Raw genomic sequence first — 26,012 nt, 5'->3', positions numbered from 1 at the left:
AACAAATCGCTCGACGCAAATTAAACTCGCGTCAAACACTGCAATTATTTAGCTGCAGCTTGTTCCAACATTTCAACCGCTGGCAATTTTTTACCTTCCAGGAACTCCAGGAACGCACCGCCGCCAGTAGAGATGTAAGACACTTTGTCCGCGATGTCGTATTTGTCGATCGCAGCCAAAGTATCACCGCCACCTGCGATAGAGAACGCTTTAGACTCAGCGATCGCCATAGAGATAGTCTTAGTGCCTTCGCCGAACTGATCGAATTCGAATACACCAACTGGACCGTTCCAAACAACAGTACCGGCGTTCATAATGATGTCAGCCAAAGCTTTTGCAGAATCAGGACCGATATCGAAAATCATGTCGTCGTCAGCCACATCCGCTACAGATTTAGTTTCAGCCGCTGCAGACTCAGAGAACTCTTTACCGCAAACAACGTCAGTCGCCAACGGAATCGCCGCACCGCGACCTTCCATGATTTCGTTCAATTTGTTACAAGTCGGGATCAAATCCGCTTCATACAGAGACTTGCCAACTTTGTTACCCGCTGCTGCGATGAACGTGTTAGCGATACCGCCGCCCACAACCAACTGATCTACTTTCTCAGACAAAGATTCAAGCACAGTCAACTTAGTAGACACTTTAGAACCACCAACGATCGCCACCAAAGGACGTGCTGGGTTGTTCAACGCCTTACCTAGCGCTTCCAACTCGGCTGCCAACAATGGGCCTGCACACGCTACCGGAGCAAACGCACCCGCACCGTGAGTAGAAGCCTGCGCACGGTGAGCTGTACCGAAAGCATCCATTACATAAACGTCGCAAAGCGCTGCGTATTGCTTAGACAAAGTTTCGTCGTTTTTCTTCTCGCCTTTGTTGAAGCGAACGTTTTCAAGAAGAACCACTTCACCGTCTGCGATTTCAAAGTTACCGTCCAGGTAATCTTTTACCAAACGGACTTCTTTACCTAGCTTCTCTGACAAGTTAGCGGCAACCGGTGCCAATGAAGCAGCTTCATCGTAAACACCTTCTTCTGGACGACCCAAGTGAGACATCAACATAACTTTAGCGCCCGCGTCCGCTGCCATCTTAATGGTTGGCAAAGAAGCACGGATACGCGCATCAGAAGTAACCTTACCGTCTTTAACTGGCACGTTCAGGTCTTCACGAATCAGAACGCGCTTACCAGCCAAATCTAGATCAGACATCTTAATAACAGACATAATGAGTCCTCTTTCAAGTTGAATTCGATTTCCAGAACAGGAAATCTATGGATTTAATTAAATTTGCTTTTCAATACTTCTGAAAATACTGACAAGGAAATTTAATTTTAGAAGAGCAAGTTAAACCCCTACTCCTCTAAAATAAATTAACGTTTGATTCGCTTAGTAGTGAGGTGAATTCAAGGCAGACCGAAGGAGTTTACTTTTGTAAACGACTGGCAGGTCTAACAAAGAATTCACCCACTAATAAGATGAATCAACGATTAATTTGAGCCTACGTGCTCTACTACACGCATCATATTGCATGTATAACCGTATTCGTTGTCATACCAAGCAACCACTTTAACGAAAGTAGAATCCAGAGCGATACCTGCTTTAGCGTCAAAGATAGATGGGTGAGAGTCACCACGGAAGTCAGTAGAAACGTTAGCTTCTTCAGTGTAACCAAGAACACCAGCCAATTCGCCTTCAGACGCTTTCTTCATAGCTGCGCAGATGTCAGCGTAAGAAGCTTCTTTTTCCAACTCAACAGTCAAGTCAACAACAGACACGTCAGAAGTAGGAACACGGAAAGCCATACCAGTCAACTTGCCGTTCAATTCTGGAAGAACAACACCTACTGCTTTAGCCGCACCAGTTGAAGATGGGATGATGTTTTCCAGGATACCGCGACCACCGCGCCAGTCTTTAGAAGAAGGACCGTCAACCGTTTTCTGAGTAGCCGTTGCTGCGTGAACAGTTGACATCAAACCACGTTTGATACCGAAGTTGTCGTTCAATACTTTAGCAACTGGTGCCAAACCGTTAGTAGTACAAGAAGCCGCAGAAACGATTGCTTGACCAGCGTAAGAGTTGTGGTTAACACCGTATACAAACATTGGAGTGTGGTCTTTAGAAGGAGCTGATTGAACCACTTTCTTCGCACCCGCTTCGATGTGCGCCTGGCAAGACTCTTCAGTCAAGAAGAAACCAGTACATTCGATAACCAGATCGGCACCTACTTCATCCCATTTCAGGTCAGCTGGGTTACGCTCTGCAGTGATACGGATAGTTTTACCGTTAACGATCAGGTTACCGTCTTTAACAGAAACTTCACCGTCGAAACGACCGTGAACTGAGTCATACTTCAACATGTAAGCCAAGTATTCTGGATCCAACAAATCGTTGATCGCAACTACTTCGATGTTTTTGAAGTCTTTAGCCGCAGCGCGGAAAGCCATACGACCGATACGGCCGAAACCATTGATACCTACTTTAATAGTCATCGTTTTTACTCCTAAAAATAACCAGGTTCAGCCTGAACCGAACCTGATTGGATATTAAATTCGAATTGAATTTGAAAAAATGAAATTATTTACCTAGAACGCGGTTAGCGGTAGCGACAACGTTTTCAACCGTGAAGCCGAACTCTTTGAACAATGCGCCTGCCGGAGCAGATTCACCGAAAGACTTCATGCACACAACGTCACCGTCCAGACCAACATACTTGTACCAAGACTCCGCGACACCGGCTTCGATCGCAACGCGCTTAACGCCTGGAATCAATACAGAATCCTTGTAGGCTTGGTCTTGTGCGTCGAATGCGTTTGTACATGGCATAGAGACAACACGTACGTTTGCATCCATCGCTTCAGCGGCATTCATCGCCAATTCCACTTCAGAACCGGTAGCGATGAAGATGATGTCTGGCGTGCCAGCGCAATCTTTCAATACGTAACCACCCTTCTCGATGTTCTTAACTTGTTCTGCAGTACGCTCCATTGGCTTCAGGTTCTGACGTGAGAAGATCAACGCAGTCGGTGCATTGCCACGCAACATCGCCATCTTCCAAGAAACCGCCGATTCGATCGCATCGCAACCACGCCAGGTTTGGAAGTTAGGAATCACACGCATCGTCGCCAACTGTTCAACAGGCTGGTGCGTAGGACCGTCTTCACCCAGACCGATAGAGTCGTGCGTGAACACATAGATCGTGCCGATTTTCATCAAAGCAGACATACGCAACGCGTTACGCATGAATTCCATGAACATGAAGAAAGTACCGCCGTACACTTTGAAACCGCCGTGCAGAACCATACCGTTCATCATGTGAGCCATACCGAACTCACGCACACCCCATGACAGGTAGTTACCGTTAGCGTTGTCGTAGTTCACTTTGACAGTGCCAGACCAGTTAGTCAGGTTAGAACCCGTCAAGTCGGCAGAACCGCCGAACATTTCAGGCAACAATGGACCCATGGCTTCGATGGCGTTTTGAGACGCTTTACGAGAAGCGATGTTAGGCATCTGTTCTTGCGTGTGCGCAATGAACTTATCCATTTCCACTTCGAAGTTTGCAGGCAATTCGCCAGCCATACGACGCTCGAATTCAGCCGCCAATTCTGGGTGCTCGGCACGGTAAGCTGCGAAACGCGCTTCCCATTCCGCTTCGTCTTTAGCGCCTTGTGCTTTGTGATCCCAACCAGCGTAGATGTCTTCTGGAATTTCAAAAGGAGCGTGCGGCCAGTTCAGGAATTCACGCGCAGCAGCGATCTCTTTGTCGCCCAGCGGCGCGCCGTGGCAGTCGTGAGAACCGCACAGGTTCGGAGAACCGAAACCGATGATAGTACGCGTACAGATCAAAGATGGCTTGTCAGTCACAGACTTCGCTTCTTCGATGGCCTTGTTGACCGCTTCCGCATCGTGACCGTCTACATTGCGGATAACGTGCCAGTTGTAAGATTCGAAACGACCTGCAACGTCACGTTCCATCCAGTCACCGATGTGACCGTCGATAGAGATATCATTGTCATCCCAGAAAGCGATCAGCTTGCCCAGCCCCAAAGCGCCGGCCATTGCGCCCGCTTCGTGAGACAGACCTTCCATCAAACAGCCGTCGCCCATGAACACGTAAGTGTGGTGGTCAACGATGTTGTGGCCAGGACGGTTGAACTGTGCCGCCAGCGTACGCTCGGCAATCGCCATACCGACGGCGTTGGTGATACCTTGACCCAGCGGACCAGTCGTCGTTTCGATACCGTCGGCATAACCGTATTCAGGGTGGCCGGCAGTTTTAGAGTGCAATTGACGGAATTGTTTGATGTCTTCGATGCTCAAATCGAAACCAGTCAGGTGCAACAAAGAATAGATCAGCATAGAGCCGTGGCCGTTAGACAGTACGAAACGGTCGCGGTCTGCCCACTTGGCGTTAGCCGGGTTATATTTCATGTGGCTGTTCCACAGTACCTCGGCAATATCAGCCATCCCCATAGGCGCGCCTGGGTGACCTGAATTAGCCTTTTGAACCGCATCCATACTCAGAGCACGGATTGCGTTTGCAAGTTCTCTACGAGTTGCCATACAACTTCCTCAATTGGTAAATAAATTCGGTGACTGTGGAATAAAGAGAGCTTTCCACGAGATGGCTGCACGAATAAAAATGGTTAAAAATCGCCTGATTTTTGTTGGAAAACTTGCCAATAGCCAGCTATTAGCTGCGTGTTCCGCCTCAATCAGGCGATTTTTTCCTCATTTTTTTGTTTCGCGCCCCACTCGTGCAAAGCTCTCTAAAAATGCCCTTGAACGGCACTTCAAAAAATCCTGACACTATCCCACAAGATAAATTTGGACGATTATTCTCTCTTAAAACAACAAAATCATCAAGTTTTCTTATCTAATTATTAGATTTGCAATCCGGCCCCCAGGCCGGGCAAAGCCGTTGTAATAACAGGTTTTTCGACACTTAAGGCGGCAATTCCGACATCCACTGCCGCCGCTACCCGGCCTGTTGAGTTTTGCAAGGCCGCAAAAACCTCAGGCCGGTTGGCCTTTCCAACGCGCCCTAATGCGCCCCCAGCGCTGATGTTCATGCTCGTAAACCGACAATAACGCCGGGATCACCAGCAAAATCAGGAAGGTCGAAAACATCAGACCGAATGCGATCGCGGTGGCCATCGGAATCAAAAACTGCGCCTGCAACGAGGTTTCAAACAACAGCGGCGTCAATCCGCCTATGGTCGTCAAGGAGGTCAGCAACACGGCACGCACACGCTGCACCGCCGCCTCTTCCAACGCCTCATTGACCCCCAAGCCATCTTCGCGCAGGCGTTTGTAAAAACTCACCAGAATAATCGAATCGTTGACCACAATGCCCGACAGCCCGAAGAAACCGAACAGCGACAGAATGGTCATATCCAGCCCCATCCACCAGTGCCCCATAATGGCGCCGATCAGACCGAACGGGATCGCCGTCATCACCACCAGCGGCCAGCCGTAAGAACCGAACACCCAGGCGAGCACGATATAGATGATCGACAAACCGATCAACAAACCGATTTTCATATCGCCCATCGCCTCGGCCTGACGGGCGCGCTGCCCTTCGATACTGTAATTCAGACCGTATTGTTGCACGAGCTGCGGCAGGGTGCTTTGCTGCAGCTGCGCCAGAATCAAGTTGGCGTTATTGGCGCTTTTATCGACCTCGCCCACCACGGTCACCGCCAACTGACCGTCGACATGGCGCATCACGTCAAAGCCGCGCTGCGTGCGCCAGGTGGCAACCGAACTGAGCGCCACACGCTCGCCGCTCGGCGTCACCACCTGCATACGATTCAAGGTCGCCAAGGTGCCCTGTTCGTCGCGCGAATACTGCACGCGCACCTCGATCTCATCCTCTTCGTCGGTAAAAATCTGCACCAGACGGCCGGAGAAGGCATCCGCCAACTGCCGCCCCAAGGAAACATAGGTCAACCCCAGCGCCTTGCCTTGCGGCGTCAGTTCGTACACCAGCTGATCGCGGCCGAACGGCAGGTCATCGCGCACCCCGCTGACACCGGTGATCTGCGTCAACACCTGCTGCAAATCGAGCGCCGCCTGCTTCAACTGCATCGGTTCCGCGCCTTTCAGACGGATATCGATATCACTACCCGGCGGCCCCATGCGCGGCGCTTCCATCGTCAGCACATCCAGGCCCGGCACACTGCCCGCTTTTTCCTGCCACACGCGGATAAACTCGGCATTGCGGGTGTTGCGCTGATCAGGCTCCGTCAGCTCAATATTCACGCCACAGTAATTCGGGCCGCTCTGATTACTGGTTTCGTTGAAATGCACCACCGCGGTTTTGACGATCCCGGGTTCCAACTGCGCTTCGGTTTCGCGCAGGGCTTTATAGAGACGCTCCGCGTAAGCGGCTGTGACCTCGCTGGAGGTGCCCGATACAAAGCGCGCATCGGCATTGATTTTGGTCGATTCGGGCGACGGGAAGAACACAAACCCCAGGCGTCCGCCGGCCAACAGGCCGATGGCAAAGATCATCAATCCCAAAGCACCCGCCAGGGTGATGGCACGATTCGCCAACACCCAGCGGATCATCATGCGGAATTGATGGTGGCGCAGATGATCGATGGTGTGATCCAGGCGGTAGCGGACCGAACCGGGCTGTGCCGGTTGCAAACCATGGAAGGCGTGGCGCAAATGGCCTGGCAGAATCGTGAAACTTTCCAATAACGACGCAAAAATCACGGCGATAATCACCAGCGGAATGGCAAACAGAATATTGCCCATCTCGCCGCCGATCATCATCAACGGCAAAAACGCCGCCACGGTCGTCAGGGACGACGCCGTGACCGGCGCCAACATGCGGTGCGCCCCGCCCTCGGCGGCCTGTAGATGACCTTCACCCCGCTCATGGTGCGCCAACGCATCCTCGCCGACCACGATGGCGTCATCGACGATAATCCCCAGCGCCATAATCAGGCCGAACAGACTCACCATATTGATGCTGCCGCCGGCCAGATACATGATCATCAAAGTCGCCATGAAGGAGACTGGGATCCCCACCGCCACCCAGAAGGCGACTCGGCCGTTCATAAACAGATAGAGAATCAACACCACCAGAATCAAGCCGCTGATACCGTTATTCACCAGCAGCATAATACGTTGATAGACCAGCGACCAGGTTTCGTCATAAACCCGCAGCTCCACCCCCTGCGGCAGCTGCGGGCGTGTCTGCTGCAGCCAGGCATCCAGAATCTGCGCCGATTTCAACGTATCGCCGCTTTCGGCACGCATCAGCTGCAACTCCACCGCCGTTTTGCCGTCCACTTGCAGAGTGGGCGAATCCTTGAGCGGACGACGTTCGATCTTACCGACCTCACCCAACGCAATATGTTCCGAAGGGTTGGCCACCAGCGGCATCTGCGCAAATTCGGCTTCGCTGCGTTTCTGCTCCAAAGCGCGCAGATCACGCACGCTGTCGCGATCCCCCACCGAACCGGCCGGATAGTCGCGGCTCATGCCCACCACCTGATTGCCGATCTGCTCCAGCGACAAACCGTAATGTTCCAACGTGCGCTGCGGCACCTCGATCGCCATCTCTTCGGCAGGCAGTCCTTTGAAGTTGATCTTGTCGATCCCGCGATCCAGCAACTGGCGCTCGAAATCGCGCGACAGCTTGCGCAATTCGTCCAGACTGGCCTGGTCGCTCAACAGCAACAGGCGCGCTATCGGCTCATAACGGATCACCCGCTCGACAACTGGGCGCTCAGCATCCTGCGGCAAGTTCCTCAGCTCATTGATGCGCTGGTTGATCTGATCGATTGCCTCGATCATGTCGGTGCCTTCCTTGAACTTCAGCGAAATCGACGCCAAACCCAAGGCCGAGGTGGAGGTCATTTCATCCAGCCCGTCCAGATTGCGCAACACCCGCTCGATCGGATCGGTCACGCTGCTTTCCACATCCTCGGCGTTCGCCCCCGGCCAGACCACGCGCACCGAGGCGTAATCCAGATCAAAATTCGGGAAAAACTGCACATTGAGTTTCAGCAAGGCGACAATGCCCATCAGAATCATAATGATCATCAGCAGGTTAGGCGCGACCTTGTGGCGCGCAAACAAGCCGATCATGCCATGCGATTTGAACTTGTTTTCGTGCGGGCGATAATCCTCATCCAGCGTTCTGGAGACATTCAACCCGGCCTGTTCATTTTCGCCGGCGGCAGCGCGTTCATCGATGCTCACGGCGCCACCTCAGTCACTTTCAGGCCGCTCACCGCATTCGGCAGATGCGTCAGATTGATTTTGATGCCTTCGGCAATATCAGCCTTCACCAAGGCCCACAAAGCACCGTCCACCATTTTTTCGCCCAGCAACACCACCTGCTTGGCCTGCAAACGGCCGTCTGCAATCACATAAATGCGGTCATTGCCGTAAATGGCGCTGTAGGGCAGCGCCAACGCCCGTTCATATACCTTGCCCTGCAGATCCACCTGCAACAGATCGCCCGGTCTTAAATAACGCAAAGATTCGGGAATACCAAAAAACAGATCGACGCCGCTGGTCGACGCCAGACCGGCCAAACGCTCGGCCTTAAGAACCACCGGCCCGCCATCCGCTTGACGATAGACGGCCTCAATCGACTCGCCGGCCTGCAGGCGCTGATTCACTTCCTGAAAACTCGCCACCGGCAATTTGGCGCGCAACTCCAGACTCTGCAAACCGTAATACTCCAGCAGCACCGCACCGGCATTGACGCGATCGCCGACACTCACCTTGACGCTCGCGACACGACCGTCATAGGGCGCCACCACCTCGCCGCGCGCCACATTCAAACGCGCCTGCTGCAAGGCGGCCTGCGCCTTGTCCAACCGCGCCTGATTCTGCTGCGCCTTGAGTTCGTGCTCCTGCACCGCCAGTTCCGCGCCCACCACCGTGTACTCCTGACGGGTCAACGCCTCTTTGGCCTGTTCCAGCGCGGTCTGCGAGGTCAGTTTCTTTTTCAGCAACTCCTGTACACGCTGCACATCGGCGCGCTTAAACTCCAGCACCTTGCGCTCATGGTCGAGCTTTTCCTTGTTCGCCTGATAGGCCAAACGCTCCAGACGCAGCTGCGCCTGCATATCGGCCACCTCGGCCTTGGCCTGCTGCAACGGAATCTGCAGATCCTCGGCATCCAGACTCAGGAGCTTGTCGCCCGCCTTGAACGACTGGCCCTCTTTGACCCACACCTGACTGACCAAGGCGGCGATCGGCGCGGACGCGGCCACCAAGGACGCCGATTCCACCTCGCCATACAGACGCTGCGCTGCGGCCTGCGCTTCGAATCTGGCCGGCATCGACTCCACCAGCCAAACCTTTTCCTTGACCTCAACCGGCGGCTGCTTGGGCTTGGTTGACTTCATGTACACAAACGCCGCTATGGCGACGACAACAATCAACAGGGGTACGGCAACACGTTTTACTTTCGGCATCCACATGCGATTTTCCAGTATCCGTTAAAAAACAATTCCGCCATTCTAAATGAAATTTGCGCTGCATCACCAGCCTGACGCGCTGTAAAACCCTTAAAAAACCTTGACTGCGCGTCGCCAAGCCTTTATTCCCACACAGATTTTGGCGTTGTTTACCCATCAACTCTCTGATAAATTTTCATAAACCAAACTTATGCCCATATAAAACGGAGATGTAAAAATGCAAAAATTATTGATCGGACTGACCTTGAGTGCTCTGCCTTTCAGCCTAATGGCCAATAGTGAAGTGAACAACAAAGAGAACGAAGCGCGCGCCATCGCCAAACAGTTCGGCGGCCAGCTGCAGCCTGAACTGGGCAAAGCCATGAAAGCCGGCGGCCCGATGATGGCGATTGACGTCTGCTTTGAAAAAGCCCCGCAAATCGCCAAAGACCTGTCTGCCGCCAGCGGCTGGGACGTCAACCGCGTGAGCCTCAAACCGCGCGCGGAACGCGCCCAACCCGACGCTTGGGAACAGGCCACGCTGAACTGGTTTGAAGAACAGGCTGCCGCCGGCACAGACCCCAAAACCCTGGAAAAATTCGAAGTCGTCAAAATCGACGGCCAGGACACCTACCGCTATATGAAAGCGATTCCGACCGCCGAAGTCTGCCTGGCCTGCCACGGCACCAACGTGCAGCCGGCTTTGATGGAAAAAATCAAAGCGCGCTACCCGCACGATACCGCCACCGGTTACACGCTGGGGCAAATCCGCGGCGCTTTCAGCTTTAAACAGGCGCAATAAGTTCGGTTTTTAACACCCCAAAAACCGCGTTTCAAAAACTGAACAGGCCGGGTAGAGAACCTCTTTACCCGGCCTGTTCAGTTTTGCATGGCTTAAAAATCGCAGCTCTATCAAACACCGTTATCGACTGCATAAGCCTCAATAAAAGCCTCAATCAGCTCAATACGCTTGCGTTCGATTGCCGTGGCGATTTCCGCGCCCTTAAAGCCCTGCGCCAGAATTTCCTGATTATCCACCTGACCGGCCGCTTGCGCCAGCGCCAGCCAGAACGCTGCTTGCGGATAGGCGGCCTGTTCAAACCCGGTTCGACCGCGTGCATCCGCCTTGCAGGCCAACAACACCTGCTCCAACACCTCCGGCTGTTTGAAATAACCGCAGGATTGAATCACTTTCAGATAGGTCTTGGGTTTGAGATAAGGCTTGCCATCACTATCCAGCCCGGTGTGAATCACCCCATGCCACTGGGTCACTTTCAGCGCCAGCGCCTCGATTTTCTTGGGCACACGGTAAGACGCGCAAAACGCCTCCACCAGCGGCAAGCCCGCCGCTTCGTGACCGTGATGTTTGGGCCAGAGTTCGCGCGGCGTAACCCCTTTGCCCAAATCATGCACCAGGGCGGCAAAACGCACGCCGATATCGTCGCTCAACTCGGCCGCCGCATCCAACACCAACAAGGTATGCACCCACGCATCGCCTTCGGGATGATGCTTGGCGGGCTGCTCCACACCCTGCAAATCCGCCAGCCAGGGGAACAACACCCGCAAAGCGCCCACCTCGGCCAGCACCGCAAAAAACACGCTCGGTTGAGTTGTGGACAACGCCTTGACCACTTCCTGCCAGACCCGCTCCGGCGTTAAGGCATCCAGCTCGCCGCTGGCCGCCATCTGCCGCATCAGTTCGGCCGTATCCGCATGCAAGCGGAAGCCAAACGGCGCCAGCTTGGCGGCAAAACGCGCCACGCGCAACACCCGCAATGGGTCTTCGCTAAAGGCCGGCGATACATGGCGCAGCACGCGGTTTTGCAGATCAACCTGCCCGCCGTAAGGATCGATGATCTTACCGGCATCGTCACGCGCCATCGCATTGATGGTCAGGTCGCGGCGAATCAAGTCCTCTTCCAAGGTCACTTCCTGCGAAGCGCTGACCTCAAAACCGTGATAGCCCGTGCCGGATTTGCGCTCGGTGCGCGCCAGCGCATATTCTTCCTTGGTTTTGGGGTGCAGAAACACCGGAAAATCCTTGCCGACCTGCTCGAAGCCTGCCACCAGCATCGCCTCTGGCGTGGCGCCGACCACCACCCAGTCGCGGTCATAGACCTTAACGCCCAGCAAGGCGTCGCGCACCGCGCCGCCCACCAAATAGACCTGTCCTTGCATGTGTATTCCTAACTTGTCCTGCATAAACAAAAAAGCCGTCATAACAGACGGCTTTTTACGAACCCATCAAACTCAAACCAACTCTTCCGGGCTGCGCCCGGCTTCCTTGCGGAAGAAATGATAACGCTCGCGGATATGGTGCGGCACCACATAGGTGGAGATCGACCACTCCAGCGACGCCGGCGCAAAACCGAACTGGGTTTCAAAATCGTTGTCGCTGATCATGTCGTTCTGCAACATAACCACCTGGTTTTTAGACACAGAAGGCAGACCCAAGGTGCTCATCAGACGGGCATTCAGATTGCAAACCGGAAAAACCACCGCGTCTTTCTGCATCAGATCGCTAACCAGTTCCGCCAGCTCTTTCATGGTCAGACGCTCTTCACCCGCCACTTCGATTTTCTTGCCGAAGGTGGCCTCATTCTTGATCGAAGCGACCAACGCATTGGCAAAGTCGCGCACCCACAAAGGCTGCACCACCGTGTCGGCATTGGCCACCATCACCATACCGGCATAGTTCAACTGATTGGCAAAACGCTGCGTGGTATCGTCGTTCTGACCGATCAACAGACTGGTTCTGAAAATGGTGTTTTTGGCATTGGTCACCGTAAACATCAGCGCATCGGCTTCGCCGAGCTGGTGCAGATAGTGGTTGGCATCCTGATTGGACGACGCGCCCAGCTGCGACAGGCTCAACACGCGCTTCACGCCGGCATGCTCGGCGGCCATTTTGATCTTCTGATTCACATGCTGCAAGTCGTCCATCGCCACCATTTCGGTGCCGTTCATGCGGTCAGCGTTGAGGTTGACGACAATGCTCGCCCCTTTCAGGGCGGCTTCCAGCTGTTGCGCATTGTCATAGCTGCTCAATGTCGCCAATTTGGTATTGGCGTACAACGCAAACTCGCGATAACGCTCCGGACGGCGCACGCAAACCGTAATCTGGTAACCCGCTTTTGACAAAGCATTGACCACTTCACGCCCGATATAACCGGTTCCGCCAAAGACCGTCACTTTGTTTCCTAAGATCATGCCAACATCCATTTTTGTAATTCAAAACCCACTAAGGATAAATGATTGCCCAATTTGAGGTCAAGTCTTGCCGCCCCATTTGTTAGCGTTGCGCCCGGTTTTTGTTACAATAAACACCATATACCTTTCCAGAATACGTACAACTATTTAACTGAAGAACCCCTATGACCACTTTGAATGTATCGGTTTTCAAAAGCCCCAAAAAGCAAGAGCTTTATCTTTACGTACCGCAGGCCGACGGCCTGAACAAACTCCCCAAAGAGCTGCTGGTGATGTTCGGCGAACCCGCCCATGTCATCGATTTTGAACTCAGCGCCGAACGCGAACTGGCGCGCGAGGACAGCAAAAAGGTGCTGGAGTCGCTGCACGCCAAAGGCTACTTTATGCAGATGCCGCCCAACGAAATCGAAAAATTCGGCGACATGGCGCCGCCGCCGGAACATCTGGACAATATCTGCTAAGGTCACTGCGCCCCCTATCCGGCAGACCGGCAATTCCCGATAAAACGACTCAACCATTTACAAACCAAGCAGGTTGACTACAATACTAGGTTTAACGCTCGCTCTTTATTTCAAAATTTAAAAGGAAAGACTATGGCCTTTACGCTACCTGATTTACCTTACGATTACGATGCGCTGGAAGTGTCTATCGACGCACGCACCATGGAAATCCACCACACCAAACACCACCAAACCTACATCAACAACCTGAACAACGCGATTGCCGGCACCGAACACGAAGGCAAGTCGCTGGAAGAGTTGGTGAAAAACGCCGGCTCCATCTCTCCGGCCGTGCGTAACAACGGCGGCGGTCACTGGAACCACGCATTCTTCTGGGAAGTCATGACCGGCGACAGCATGGGAACGCCAAGCGGCGCTTTGGCTGACGACATCAACGCCACTTTCGGCGGTTTCGATGCGATGAAAGAGAAGTTCAATACGGCCGGCGCCACCCGCTTCGGTTCTGGCTGGGCGTGGTTGACAGTGTCTGCCGACGGCAAACTGGAAATCTCTTCAACCCCAAACCAGGACAACCCGTTGATGGACGTGGCTGACGTCAAAGGCACGCCAATCCTAGGTTTGGATGTGTGGGAACACGCTTACTACCTGCGCTACCAGAACCTGCGCCCAGCTTACATGCAAGCCTGGTGGGACGTGGTTAACTGGAACAAAGTGGCAGAACTTTACGCCGCTGCAAAAGCCTAAGTCGCCGACGCTTTGCCAAAAAAACCGGCCCATATGCGCCGGTTTTTTTATGCCCCCGCAACCTCTCCAACCTGCCTACCGCTCCAACCTACTGTTTTTAAAACGGTTTTTATCAGTTTTATTTAGTCTGCATCAAGACGTTTTATTTCCCAGCATTTTACTCAAGTATTAAACTGACTATGCAAGCAGCCATTCATTGCACTGCTTTTATCTGAAGTTGATAGGAGGTTTATCATGGGAACCGTTATCACGCACGCCAAGCATGATCACTTCACCAGCAATGGTGAACATATTATTTCAACCGAAGTATCCGCCAGCCGTATCGCACACTGGCTTAAACAAGGCTGGATCGACATGGCCAACGCGCCGGTCGCCTCACTGTTTTATGGTGCGGCCACCACGCTCTTTGTATTGTTAACCCTCGCGGCTTTCCGCGATTCGCCGTTTCTGATGTTCACTGTCGCAACCTCGTTTGTGATGATCGCTCCGTTTCTTGCCACCGGCCTCTACGCCATTGCACAAAACGTCGAAAAACACGAATATCCCGACCTTAACCGCTCGCTGCTCGCCTGGCGAAGCAATACCACCAACTTTGCCCTCTACGCCCTGGCATTGGGCATCATCATCGCCATCTGGTCGCGCATCACACCGCTGATTGCGGCCGTGGTCAAATCGCAATCCCTGCTGATTGTCGACCCGCAAATGGGCATTATGGGGTTTCTGCTGTCGGAAGCCGGCATTCAATTTCTGATTGTCTTCAGCCTGATCGGGGCCGTGCTCGGAGCATTTGTGTTTGCCATCAGTGTGGTGACCATTCCGCTGCTGTTGCAGGACGACAAAGTGGATGCGCTCAATGCCATGATTGTCAGTTTCCAGGTAACCATGGAAAACAAAGGCACCATGGCCCTGTGGGCATTGACCATCGGCGCCCTGTTCTCACTGGGAGTGCTCACTGCCGGCTTATTGATGATTGTGGTCATGCCGCTGCTGGGTTATGCCAGCTGGCACGCCTACAAGGAACTGGTGAGCGTGGAACCGCAGGCGAACTAAACCACCAACCAACCGCAGTGCCGCAGCCGCGGCGCTGCCTTGCCCGTGCTTCATCCCTAACCACGCCCTCTGCTATCCTATTGACGGACTTGCAACCCCAGCGGGGTTCACGCATACTGCAACGCATTCAGCAATGTTATAAACCCAACACCGTTTTAAGGAGACAGCATGGTCAGCTTAACCACCCCTGTTTGCGAATTTAACCAGCCCGCCATCGACTTCAATCTGCCCGGCATCGACGGCCAGCAATGGACACTGGAAAAGGCCAAAGGGCCGAACGGTCTGCTAGTGATGTTCATCTGCAACCACTGCCCCTATGTCAAAGCCATTCATAAGCGTCTGGTCGAAGACACCCGCATTTTGCGCGACGAATTCGGCATCAACAGCATCGCCATTATGTCCAACGACCCTAACGAATACGCAGAAGACTCCTTCGACAACATGAAAAAAGTCGCCGAGCAATGGCAGTTTCCGTTCCCGTATGTGATCGACGAGACTCAGGAAGTTGCCAAAGCCTACGGCGCGGTGTGCACACCCGACTTTTTCGGCTACAACGCCGAACTCAAACTGCAATACCGCGGCCGTCTCGACGAATCCCGCAAAGAGACCGCACCGGAAGGCGTGCGCCGCGATCTGCTCGAAGCCATGAAGCAAGTGGCGCAAACCGGCCAGGGCCCGCTGGAGCAGATTCCGAGCATGGGTTGTTCGATCAAATGGAAAACCGCCTGAGACCCAAGCCAAGACGATGAAAAAGATTCTGCTCGCTCCCGACAGCTTTAAAGGCTCCTTAAGCGCCATCCAGTTCTGCCAGATCGCCACCCAGGTCATCCAGGAATTAGCCCCCGACACCCAGGTGTTTGCGCGCCCCATGTCCGACGGCGGCGAAGGCTTTGTCGACAGCTTTGTCAGCGCCGGCTTGGCGGAAAAACACAGCGCCTGGGTTGCCAATCCGCTCGGCCGCAAAACCAAGGCGATCTTTGGCTGGCAGCCCGACAGCCGCACCGCGATTATCGAAATGGCGCAGGCCAGCGGCCTGCCCAAAATTCGCCATGAAGAGCGCAATCCCTTGCAGACCCACACCTATGGCACCGGCCAACTGATTCTCGAGGCACTGAAACTCCAGCCGCGGAAAATTATTATCGGTCTCGGCGGTTCCGCCACCAACGACGGCGGCGCCGGCGCACTACAAGCGTTGGGGATTCCACTACTGGATGCCAAAGACCAACCGATCAATCTCGGCGGGCAGAGCCTGCGGGACCTCGCCCGCATCGGCAAGATTCCGCCACACTTGCAGGACATCGAGTGGCAACTGGCCTGTGATGTCACCAATCCGCTGCTCGGTGAAAATGGCGCCACCACGGTTTTCGGGCCGCAAAAAGGCGTCAACGAACACAACTATGCGTTACTCGAAAACGGCCTGAGCAATCTGGCCGATAAAATTGAACAGGCCACCTCCCAAGACATCCGCGATCTGCCGGGCGCAGGGGCGGCGGGCGGCATGGCGGGCGGCTTTATCGGCCTGCTCGGCGCCAAGGTGACGCCCGGCTTCGAGGTTTTGGAGTCGGGTCTGCAGCTTAACCGCCTGCTGGCGGAAGAGCGTCCCGACTGGATTATCACCGGCGAAGGCCGCATCGACGAACAGACCCGTTTCGGCAAATTGCCGATGCGCCTCGCGCAACTCGGCCAACAGCACAGCATTCCCACGCTGGGGATTTGCGGCGCGCTCGGCTGCTCGCCGGCCGAACTGCCGGAATTTGCCGGCCTGTTCAGCATCATCAACGCACCGATGCACGAAATCGACGCGATGCAGCAGGCGCCGGCCTTGCTGTACGACACCCTCTATTCGGTCTGCAAGCTGCTGTTGCGCTGAAAAACCACGCCAACCCGGCCTGTTCAGTTTCCAACAGGCCGGGTTCTATCCCATAGCGCTGTCACAAAACCGTTATAAAACCCGCCTTTCCCCTGCCTTACTTCACAAACCTGTTACACAAGCTTCATAAAGCCTTAAAACTGCCTTTTTAACATAGCCCAAACAGACTTTAACGGCATTCAAAGGTAGCCCCATGAGCATCAGCCAGACCTCAATCGACACTGCAAGCAATACCAAACAACTGCTGGAAAGCGCCGTCAACAATACCCGCTGGTTCAGCCGCAAGGGGCTCATGGACCGCCTGTTTACCGCCTGGTTTGACCGACTGGTCTATCCGCAGATTTGGGAAGACCCGGAAGTCGACATCGCCGCGCTGCAACTCAATGCCGATTCGCATATCTTCACAATCTCATCCGGCGGCTGCAATGTGCTCAACTACCTGACCGAACAACCGGCCTCCATTACCGTGGTGGACCTCAACGAGGCGCATATCGCCCTGCTCAAACTCAAACTGGCGGCCATCCAGCACCTGCCGGACGAAGCGGCGTTTTTTGACTTCTTCGGCAAAGCCAATCTGCCCAAGAACCTGGATCGCTACCACGCCTACATTCAGCCCCATCTGGATGCCAAAACCCGCGAATACTGGGAAGGCCGCGAAGGCCTGAGCCGCAAGCCGCGCATTGCCATGTTCAGCGCAGGCTTTTACCGTTTCGGCCTGCTGGGCAATTTCATCGGCTTGATTCACTGGGTCAGTAAGCGTCTGGGCTACGACATCTCCCAGGTCATGCAGGCGCGCACGCCGGAAGAACAGCAGCGCCTGTTTGCACAGCACGTCGCGCCGGTGTTCGACACCCGCCTGCTGAAATTCCTTTGCAACCGTGCGGTGGTGCTCTACAGCCTGGGGATTCCGCCGGCGCAGTACGCCGAGATGCACAGCGAATCCCAGCAAACCGCGCAAGGCATGCATGAACTGCTCAAAGAACGTGCGCGCCGCCTGGCCTGCGACACCCCGCTCCAAGACAACTACTTTGCCTGGCAGGCCTATCAGCGCGAATACGACCTTGACCACCGCCGGGCCCTGCCGCGTTATCTGCAAGCCGAGCATTTCGACACGCTGCAACAGCATTCGCAGAAAGTGACGGTTCACCACGAATCCATGACCGAGCGCCTCAAGCAGATGCCGGCCAACAGTCTCAATGCCTATCTGTTCTTGGATGCGCAGGACTGGATGGACGAGCAACAGCTCACCGACCTATGGATTCAGGTCAACCGCACCGCCATGCCGAATGCTCGCGTGGTGTTCCGTACGGCCGGCACCACCTCGCCGTTGGAATTAAAACTGCCCAAGGAACTATTGCAACCTTGGCAGACGGATCCCGATGCCAACCGTGACTGGACGCGCCGCGACCGTTCGGCCATCTATGGCGGCGTCTTTGTCTACCAGCGCCGCTCGAGCGCAACGGAATAAACCGTGGACCGCCTGCTGCCGGAAAATCTCTGGTCCACCACCCACCGCTTCGTTATGGGACTGGAGGCGATGCAGCGTTCGAGCGAACAACGCGCCATCGCCAATGTGCAGACCGAACTGGACTGCATTGTGCTCGAAAATAAAAGCGTACCCATCACCCGCAACGAACGCGAATACGACAACAGCTATGTCTGTTCGCCCTACACCGCTTATGTGCGTTATGCACGCGACGAACTGGGATTGATTAAAAACGCCTTGCTGCGTCGCGCCTTGCGTGCGGTAATCGGCATGGCGGATATCGCCCTGCGCTGGGCACAGATCAACCAGACCGTTTCCTTGAACAACTGGCTGTTTTCCACCAACATCGTGCCCGATTGGCAGAACGATACCATTGACTATTTCACCAACAAACTGTCGCACGCCAATCCGCAGCACAGCATCAGCATCCGTTCGCTCAACCCCTACAGCAACGCCGACCTGATGGCGCGCCTGCAGCAAAAGGGTTGGCTGATGCTGCCCGCCCGTCAGGTCTATCTGTTTCCCAAACAAGGCGAAGCCCACGGCGACTGGTGGCGCAAAAACAATGTCAAAAACGACCAACGCCTGCTCAAAAACACCAGCTTGCAGCTGGTGACGCCGCAAGAGCACCGGGGCGAAGATTTCAAGGCGATTGAAAGCGTATTCAAACAGCTGTTTATCGACAAGCATTCCGCCTATAACCCGCAGTTCACGGCAGCCTATTTCGAGTTTCTGCACAGCCATCGGCTGGTCGAGTTCTTCAGCTTCCGCGACATCAGCGGGCGTATCGTCGCCAGCATCGGCCTGTTCACCCAGAACGAGCTGATCACCGCGCCGATTGTCGGTTACGACACCAGCCTGCCGCAATCGCTCGGCCTCTACCGGCTATTGATGGCGCAGCTGCTCAAAGTCACCCATGAACGCGGCCAAACGCTCAATTTGAGTTCCGGTGCGGGGCATTTCAAGCGCCAACGCGGCGGCGTACCGGTCATCGAATACACCGCACTCTATGTCAACCACCTGCCCTGGCAACAGCGTTGGCTGCAAAGCGGCTTCGCCCGCTTGCTCAACCGTTTTGGCCCGGCCTTTCTGCAAAAACACGAAATTTAACTTCCCATGCATCACACGGGGCAAATCACCAAGGAGTCGCCATGAAACCCAACAATCTGCAACTGCCCGACTGGATGGAGCTGGCAGAGGGCTTGCACTGCGCGTCACCCGCCCCATCCGACCCCCCGTTTGAAGGCAAACGCTACCGCACCCTGTGGATTTCCGACCTGCATCTCGGCTCCAAAGGTTGCAAGGCGGATTTCGTGAGCCACTTCCTCAAACAGCACGATTGCGAGACGCTGATTCTGGTCGGCGACATTATCGACGGCTGGCGCATGCGCAAACGCACCTACTGGCCGCAGGCCCACACCAATGTAATCCGCCGCATCCTCACCCGCGCCAAACGCGGCACCAAAGTCATCTATATCACCGGCAACCACGACGACATGCTGCGGCGCTATTCCGGCGTGCAATTCGGCAATATCCACCTGCTGGACGAATACGTGCATACCACCGCCGACGGCCGCAAACTGTGGTGCATTCACGGCGACCAGTTCGACGGCGTGGTGCAGTGCCACCGCTGGATGGCGCTGTTTGGCGATTTCCTCTACGAAACCATGCTGCACGTCAACCGCTGGTACAACCAGCTCCGCCACCGCTTGGGATTCGGCTACTGGTCGCTGTCCGCCTACCTCAAAAACCGCGTCAAACGCGCCGTCAATTTCATCTCCGATTTTGAGGAAGCGGTGGCCAAAGAGGCCAAACACAAAGGCATGGACGGCGTGGTCTGCGGCCATATCCACCACGCCGAAATCCGCGAGATCGGCGGCGAACAGCCCATCAGCTACTACAACTGCGGCGACTGGGTGGAATCCTGCACCGCGTTGGCGGAAGACTTCGACGGGAAGATTCAACTGATCCATTGGGTTAAGCTCGACCACGCCACCTTGCAAGCCTCCCAACCGGCTACGGTTTAAGCCACCCCGGCCTGTTGAGTTTTTTTGCGCTCAAAACCGCAACCCAATTTGAACCCATCCCGATGCATAAGCTGTTAAAATAGCGCTTTTTTCAGCCCATTTTAAAGAGTGCCATGAGTAACGCCCAACTGATTCTGATTGACAAGCGAAATCAACCCCTTAAAGAGTATCTGGTCGCCGTGGCCGCGTCCGACGGTTTGCAGATCAAAGGGGTGCAGATCATGGCCTCCCCCGCCAAAGGGGAAAAAGCGCTATTGAATGCCGACATCACCATTCCGCCGCTGGAAGACTACGACTTCAACACCAAGAAGATCGCCGCCGCCACGCTGCAGAATCTGCGCCTGGGCGAAGAAACCCTCGATGTCGAAACCTTTATCGCCCGCAGCACCGAAGACGAAACCATTCGCGCCGCACTGCAAAAATCGGTCAAGCGCCTCTCCGCCAAACTGGAAGAGCTGCTCAACGAGTTCACCTCCTCGGAGGTCATCGGGCTGATTCAGGAAGGACGCAACGACGCGCTGTTCAAACTCAAAAACCACGCCAAAACCTTCAAGGGCAAAAAAGTGGTCTGTCTGGACATTGAAGCCACCGACATCTGCACCAATCCGGAAGCCGACATTATCCAGTTTTCGGCGTGCGACTTAGACGGCAACGAACTGTTCAACAGCCTCATCAACCCCGGTTACGACATTCCCGAAAACGAGAAACACAACATCACCACCGAGATGGTGCAGGACGCGCCTTCCTTGAGCGCGGTGTGGGACGACATCCACAACCTGCTTGCCGATGCCGATGTGGTTCTGGCCTACAGCACCGAAAGCGACTTTGCCTACCTGCAAAAAAGCGCCGAAAAGAAACTGCTGCCGTTTGAGCTGGACTACAACAGCTGGCTGGATGTCGCCGAGCTGAGCCGCGACCTGATCGGCGCGATGCGCTGGCAGAACGAAAAAATGTACTGGTTCTGGAAAACGCCCAAACTGACGGACGCCTACGAACGCATCCTGCAAAAGCCGTTCCCCGGCGATGCCCACGATGCGCTGGCGGATGCGCAGGCCACCGTCGAACTGTTTAAAGCGATGCTCGAAAAAGGCCGCCAGTCGCAGGTTGAAGAGAAAAAGCCCAAGGCCAAAAAAGAACAGATCGTCAACAACCCGTTTGCCGCTTTAGCCGGTTTAAAACAAGGATAAGAACCCGATGTGCCAGACATCCGAAACCACCTTCAAGCAATTGGAAAAAGCGCATAAAGGCGACTGCTTTGATTGGGAGATGATCAAAACCCAGATCAAGTTCGACCACAACGGCTTGGTGCCGGCCATCGCCCAGCAGTTCGACAGCAAGGAAGTGCTGATGATGGCGTGGATGAACCTACAGGCGTTGGAGGAAACCCTCAAGACCGGCCGCGTCTGCTACTGGTCGCGCTCGCGCCAGAACTACTGGCGCAAGGGCGAAGAGTCGGGGCAGGTGCAGATTCTGAAAGAGCTGGCGTTCGACTGCGACGGCGATGCCATTTTGCTGCAAGTCGACCAGACCGGCCCCGCCTGCCATACCGGCCGCCGCAGCTGCTTCTACAATGCGGTGCATGACGGCAAACTGGAAATCAGCAGCGATCCGCTGATCGATCCAAGCGAACTCTATAAAAAGTAAACAGGCCGGGTTAAACCTTCTCCAACCATTTCAGCATGGTGGCATTGAACTCCTCGGCATAGAGGGGTTTGACCAGCAGATCGCTCATGCCGGCCTGCATGCAGCGCTCGCGGTCCAACTCGTAAGCATTGGCGGTAAAGGCGACAATCGGCACCGGATGCGACTTGTTCAGCAGACGCTCCTCCTGTCGAATCAGACGGCACGCCTCATAGCCGTCCATAATCGGCATCTGACAATCCATCAGAATCAATGCCAGCTCGGTGTGGTGCAAGCGCCAGTACTCCAAAGCTTCCAAGCCGTTGTTGAGGGTATCCACCTGCATCCCCAGATTTTCAAGAAACGCCTGGGCGATCTGCTGGTTTACCGGGTCATCCTCAACCAGCAGAACCCTGTTTAAAGACGTCCGCGGCGCCGTTAACGAACCGGCATTCCTCTCCGCTTTTACGGCCGACGCGGGCATCGTCGTTTCTTGAGCTGCCACGGGCGATGCTTCGGGCGCCTCGACCTTTTTAAACGTTAAATCGACAATAAAAGTACTGCCCTGCCCCAATTCGGATTGCAGCTCGATCGTCCCCCCCATTAAATCAACCAGCTGCTTGCAGATCGCCAACCCCAAACCGGTTCCGCCAAAATGGCGCGAATGCGAGCTGTCGGCCTGGATAAAAGGCTCGAACAGGCGCTGTTGATCCGACAACGCAATGCCGATGCCGTTATCAACCACTTTGAACTGCACCCCCAGCATCGCGTTATCAAGCGAGTGGCAGGCAACTTGCAGCGTCACCGCTCCCTGCGGACTGAATTTGATCGCATTGCCGACCAGATTCAGCAAAATCTGACGCAAGCGCAAACCGTCGCCTTCCACCCAGTCGGGGCAGCGGGCGTCAGCCTCGAGCTGTAACGCCACATTTCCCAGCTTGGCTTCCGGACGCATCAACTGAATGACATTGCGCACCAGCTCCGGCAAGGCAAAAGGTTCCGGCCGCAGGCGGATACCGCCCTTGTCCAGTTTGGAAAAATCCAGCACATCATTCAGAATCGACACCAGCGAACGGCCACTCTCCCTGATCGCCTGCAAATAACTCTGCTGGCGCTCATCCAGCGGCGTCGCCGCCAAGAGTTCCGCCATGCCCAAGACACCGTTCATCGGTGTGCGTATTTCATGACTGACCATCGCAATAAACTGGCTGCGCGCCACCGCCAATGACTCGGCACGTTCCTTCGCCAACAGCATCTGCTCCTGCGCGGCCTTCTGCACCGAAATATCGCGCAGTACGCTGGCAATCAACGGGCCGCTAGGGGTCTGCAAACGGTTAAGGCTCACCGCCAGCGTCAGGCGCTGGCCGTCCAGACGCATACCAGAACACTCGCGCTGCAGGGTTTTATCGCGGCTCTGACCATTGTCCAGGGTCAGGCCGTAAGAGGGTATCCAGCGTTCCAGCGACTGATGCAGCAGGGCATCCTTAGGGGTGGCAAACAGCGCCTCGGCCATCTTGTTGACACTGACAATTTGGCCGTGCACGTCGGTCACCACCATCGCATCCGGGGCATTTTCGATCAAGGTGATGGCCTGTTGCTCGGCGAGTTTTTGCGCCTGAATCGAGGTGATATACGCCTGTATTTTAGCCAGCCGTCCTTCGCGGTTGCGGTTCAAATGAACCAGACTGTAAACCCACAGATAGTCCCAGTCGGCGGTCATAAGACGGTATTCGATTTCAAATGAGGGCTGACGCCGCGAAATCGCCTGTTCCAGAGTCTGTTTGAAGAACTTCAGGTCTTCGGGATGAATCAGATCATAAAAACTGCGCTCACCGATGAGCTGCTTGTCGGTAAACCCGATGAGCTGCAACACATTGGGCGACACATACTCAATCGCCATGCCGCCAAGAAAGTCTTTTTCCACCAAGACCGTCGGACCGGCATTGAAAAGCGCGCTGTAGGATGCCTTTTTCTCAGCCTGCACCTGCGCCTGATGCGCGGCGCGTAAATAGTGGGTAAAGATCAGAAACAGCGTGGTAAAGGCAATAAACAGCAGTCCGGCAATGGTGTGGATGCGCTGGGCATAATCGGCAAACAGCGTCGCCGCAGGCACCGCCTGCAAGAACCACTGGGTATGATTAACCCGCTCCTGCGCTAACGGCGGCACCAGAGCCTCACGGCTCGAATCCGCGATGATAATACCGCCGCCGGTGATGCGCATCGGGTATAACGGATGCTGATCAAGCAAGCGTAGTTTAAGTTCGGGCGTTTCAAACTGGGCCAACAGTTTCTGCAAATGCTCCAGCGAGAAACTCACAAACAAAGCCGCCACTTCCTGACCGCGCATCATCTTCACGATCACATCGAAATGGTAACCGTTTTTGTCGCGATGCAACTCGGCCTCGGTGCCGCGGAGCATCCCCTTGATGACCTGATCGATTTGCAGCTGACACTGGTCGGTAATCTCGCTGCCCGGGCTTTTGAGCATCACCACGCCCTTGTCATTGACAATGGCGAACTGCGTCACCTCACTGAACAACGTATAGATATCCGCCGAAATCTGCGTAAAGTCGTAGGGATAACCGCCCCCGGCGGCCAGTTCAAAGATACGGTCCTGATGGTGATTGGCAACCGAGCGCATCACCAGATGATAGTTATGCAGGCGCTCCGCAATCAGGCTGGTAACCCCTTTGGCGGTGACATGGGCCGTTTCCGCCACGCGGTTGTGGAAACTCTGCTTCAGATATTCGGTACTGGCATAAAAAATCAATCCTGTCAGCAGAATGGAGGCCACCACCCCGGGACGTAACCAGAGGAGTGCGCGCCGGATGTATGCATAAAGGGATTTTTTCACGCAGTTTTTCAACTCGTTAAAAAACGCCTGCACGAGGCGTTTTTGCATTGTAAATATAGCCGGACTCCAACAGAACCCGTCTCCCAACCTGGCAATGTCTGTGCTGCATCAATTATGCATCAACTCTGCGGGTTCTGCTTGGCCAATACCTGTGCATCCTTGACGTCCAGCAGTTCGCGCAGCACCATTGACGCATAACTGCCGGCCGGCAAGGCAAAACGCAACTGCAGGGCGGTTTTGCCGTGGGGCGACGCCAGCCACTGCCACTCAAACTGCTGCGGCAACACCCGCAAAGCGCGGCGGTCGTGCTTCAAACCCTGCTTCTCCAAGCCCTCCAGCCAGACCGGAAAGGCCGCCACAACGGCTTGCTCCAATTCGCGCACCGCATTTTCAACAGGCCAGGTACCACGCCCGTACAAAGGGCCGGTCGGATGCAGATCGCCCGAGGCAACGCGCTCCGCCAGACCGCTCGAGCCGTCATCCTCAAACCAGCGGCTGGAACCTTCCAACTGCAGGACATCCCCCGGCAGAAAGCCGTTCCAGCTAGCGCGGCGGATGCGTTCGCTCAACACCAGATTAAACAGCCAGGAACGCGCAGCGGAAATATAAAGGCTCTTCTGGTTGCGTTTGACACGTGGCAAGCGCCCCTGCAAAAAGGCCGTCGCCTTATTTAAATTGGCTCCTTTGAAGCCAAAGCGCTGATCGCCGAAATAATTGGGCACCCCCTCTTTGGCGACCATTTCAAGACGCTGATGCAACGATTCGCACTCGCCCTCCAAATCGCGCACCACGATCTCAAAGCGGTTGCCGCTCAAACCGCCGGTTTGCAGTTTGCGGCTATGGCGCACCATGCGCAGGATGCGGACGTTTTCCTGGGCAAGATCGGACGGTTCCGGATCGGCCTGTCCCGGCAACCAGATGCTGAACCACTGGCGCGTCACCGCATGGCGGTCCTTCTGCCCCGCCACGCCGATATTGGCGGGCGAAACCCCCGCCCACTTCGCCAGCTGCTGTGCCACCCAGTCGGTATTTTCGCCGCGCTTCTCCACCCAGCACCACAGGTGCTCGCCTTCGCCGCTTAATTCAAACGCAATCTGCTCCTCCACCACAAAGTCCTCGGCGTGCACCTTATATAAGCCGGAACAGGCTGGCCGGCCATTGGCATAGGCCAGCGCCTCCATCAACGGTTGCGGAAAATCGTATGTGACTGCTGGCGTTTGCTCGCTCTGCTGCATGCTAAAAAATCCAATAAAAAAG

The 26,012-nt window shown here is 55.0% G+C and carries 20 protein-coding genes; 11 read left to right on the top strand and 9 right to left on the bottom strand.

Annotation, left to right across the window (positions count from 1 at the left end; all coding sequences use genetic code 11):
* Positions 1 to 44 precede the first annotated feature (44 nt).
* The 5 genes from HZ297_RS05385 to HZ297_RS05365 all read right to left on the bottom strand — a co-directional run bounded on the left by HZ297_RS05385 (position 45) and on the right by HZ297_RS05365 (position 9,457).
* Positions 45 to 1,226 (bottom strand): phosphoglycerate kinase, encoded by a 1,182-nt coding sequence (locus tag HZ297_RS05385; protein WP_178861973.1) that lies wholly within the window; start codon positions 1,224 to 1,226, stop codon positions 45 to 47.
* Between the two features lie 263 nt (positions 1,227 to 1,489).
* Complete coding sequence (gap, locus tag HZ297_RS05380) at positions 1,490 to 2,491, bottom strand: type I glyceraldehyde-3-phosphate dehydrogenase (protein ID WP_178861972.1); 1,002 nt, start codon at positions 2,489 to 2,491, stop codon at positions 1,490 to 1,492.
* Positions 2,492 to 2,576: 85 nt separating this feature from the next.
* Positions 2,577 to 4,565, bottom strand: a complete 1,989-nt coding sequence (gene tkt, locus HZ297_RS05375) for a transketolase (protein ID WP_178861971.1) — start codon at positions 4,563 to 4,565, stop codon at positions 2,577 to 2,579.
* Between the two features lie 453 nt (positions 4,566 to 5,018).
* Complete coding sequence (locus HZ297_RS05370; RefSeq protein WP_178862051.1) at positions 5,019 to 8,108, bottom strand: efflux RND transporter permease subunit; 3,090 nt, start codon at positions 8,106 to 8,108, stop codon at positions 5,019 to 5,021.
* Positions 8,109 to 8,218: 110 nt separating this feature from the next.
* A complete protein-coding gene (locus HZ297_RS05365; RefSeq protein ID WP_178861970.1) occupies positions 8,219 to 9,457 on the bottom strand; it encodes an efflux RND transporter periplasmic adaptor subunit in 1,239 nt (412 codons plus the stop codon).
* 214 nt (positions 9,458 to 9,671) lie between these two features.
* Here HZ297_RS05365 and HZ297_RS05360 point away from each other — a divergent pair, with 214 nt between their 5' ends.
* Positions 9,672 to 10,235 (top strand): Tll0287-like domain-containing protein, encoded by a 564-nt coding sequence (locus tag HZ297_RS05360; RefSeq protein ID WP_178861969.1) that lies wholly within the window; start codon positions 9,672 to 9,674, stop codon positions 10,233 to 10,235.
* A 110-nt stretch (positions 10,236 to 10,345) separates the two neighbouring features.
* Here the strand turns inward: HZ297_RS05360 and HZ297_RS05355 are convergent, their stop codons facing one another.
* The gene (locus tag HZ297_RS05355; RefSeq protein ID WP_178861968.1) at positions 10,346 to 11,611 is read right to left on the bottom strand and encodes a multifunctional CCA addition/repair protein; all 1,266 of its coding nucleotides are present in this window, start codon (positions 11,609 to 11,611) and stop codon (positions 10,346 to 10,348) included.
* Between the two features lie 72 nt (positions 11,612 to 11,683).
* Entirely contained in the window at positions 11,684 to 12,643 is a 960-nt protein-coding gene (locus tag HZ297_RS05350; RefSeq protein ID WP_178861967.1) for an NAD(P)H-binding protein, read from the bottom strand.
* Between the two features lie 164 nt (positions 12,644 to 12,807).
* Between HZ297_RS05350 and HZ297_RS05345 the strand changes: the two genes are divergently transcribed.
* From HZ297_RS05345 to hisI, 10 genes are all read left to right on the top strand, one after another.
* Positions 12,808 to 13,104, top strand: a complete 297-nt coding sequence (locus HZ297_RS05345; RefSeq protein WP_178861966.1) for a YcgL domain-containing protein — start codon at positions 12,808 to 12,810, stop codon at positions 13,102 to 13,104.
* Between the two features lie 132 nt (positions 13,105 to 13,236).
* The gene (locus tag HZ297_RS05340) at positions 13,237 to 13,848 is read left to right on the top strand and encodes a superoxide dismutase (protein ID WP_178861965.1); all 612 of its coding nucleotides are present in this window, start codon (positions 13,237 to 13,239) and stop codon (positions 13,846 to 13,848) included.
* 234 nt (positions 13,849 to 14,082) lie between these two features.
* A complete protein-coding gene (locus HZ297_RS05335) occupies positions 14,083 to 14,898 on the top strand; it encodes a DUF2189 domain-containing protein (RefSeq protein WP_178861964.1) in 816 nt (271 codons plus the stop codon).
* A gap of 168 nt (positions 14,899 to 15,066) precedes the next feature.
* The gene (locus tag HZ297_RS05330; RefSeq protein WP_178861963.1) at positions 15,067 to 15,627 is read left to right on the top strand and encodes a thioredoxin family protein; all 561 of its coding nucleotides are present in this window, start codon (positions 15,067 to 15,069) and stop codon (positions 15,625 to 15,627) included.
* A gap of 16 nt (positions 15,628 to 15,643) precedes the next feature.
* Positions 15,644 to 16,768: a glycerate kinase gene (locus tag HZ297_RS05325; RefSeq protein WP_178861962.1), complete on the top strand. Its 1,125-nt coding sequence runs from the start codon at positions 15,644 to 15,646 to the stop codon at positions 16,766 to 16,768.
* 193 nt (positions 16,769 to 16,961) lie between these two features.
* Entirely contained in the window at positions 16,962 to 18,236 is a 1,275-nt protein-coding gene (locus HZ297_RS05320) for a BtaA family protein (RefSeq protein WP_178861961.1), read from the top strand.
* Positions 18,237 to 18,239: 3 nt separating this feature from the next.
* The gene (locus HZ297_RS05315; RefSeq protein WP_343034766.1) at positions 18,240 to 19,364 is read left to right on the top strand and encodes a GNAT family N-acetyltransferase; all 1,125 of its coding nucleotides are present in this window, start codon (positions 18,240 to 18,242) and stop codon (positions 19,362 to 19,364) included.
* 41 nt (positions 19,365 to 19,405) lie between these two features.
* Complete coding sequence (locus HZ297_RS05310) at positions 19,406 to 20,281, top strand: UDP-2,3-diacylglucosamine diphosphatase (protein WP_178861960.1); 876 nt, start codon at positions 19,406 to 19,408, stop codon at positions 20,279 to 20,281.
* A 113-nt stretch (positions 20,282 to 20,394) separates the two neighbouring features.
* Positions 20,395 to 21,468 carry a 3'-5' exonuclease gene (locus HZ297_RS05305; protein WP_178861959.1) on the top strand — a complete coding sequence of 358 codons (1,074 nt, stop codon included), beginning with the start codon at positions 20,395 to 20,397 and terminating at the stop codon, positions 21,466 to 21,468.
* A gap of 7 nt (positions 21,469 to 21,475) precedes the next feature.
* Complete coding sequence (gene hisI, locus HZ297_RS05300; RefSeq protein ID WP_178861958.1) at positions 21,476 to 21,925, top strand: phosphoribosyl-AMP cyclohydrolase; 450 nt, start codon at positions 21,476 to 21,478, stop codon at positions 21,923 to 21,925.
* Positions 21,926 to 21,935: 10 nt separating this feature from the next.
* On the opposite strand, the gene HZ297_RS05295 is transcribed toward hisI, so the two are convergent.
* Both HZ297_RS05295 and truD read right to left on the bottom strand, forming a co-directional pair.
* Complete coding sequence (locus tag HZ297_RS05295) at positions 21,936 to 24,803, bottom strand: hybrid sensor histidine kinase/response regulator (RefSeq protein WP_178861957.1); 2,868 nt, start codon at positions 24,801 to 24,803, stop codon at positions 21,936 to 21,938.
* A gap of 71 nt (positions 24,804 to 24,874) precedes the next feature.
* The gene (gene truD / locus HZ297_RS05290) at positions 24,875 to 25,990 is read right to left on the bottom strand and encodes a tRNA pseudouridine(13) synthase TruD (RefSeq protein WP_246261639.1); all 1,116 of its coding nucleotides are present in this window, start codon (positions 25,988 to 25,990) and stop codon (positions 24,875 to 24,877) included.
* Between the last annotated feature and the right edge of the window lie 22 nt (positions 25,991 to 26,012).

The sequence above is a fragment of the Thiomicrorhabdus cannonii genome, assembly GCF_013391695.1.
GTDB classification, from domain to species: domain Bacteria; phylum Pseudomonadota; class Gammaproteobacteria; order Thiomicrospirales; family Thiomicrospiraceae; genus Thiomicrorhabdus; species Thiomicrorhabdus cannonii.
This window is presented reverse-complemented; position numbering and strand designations above follow the sequence as displayed.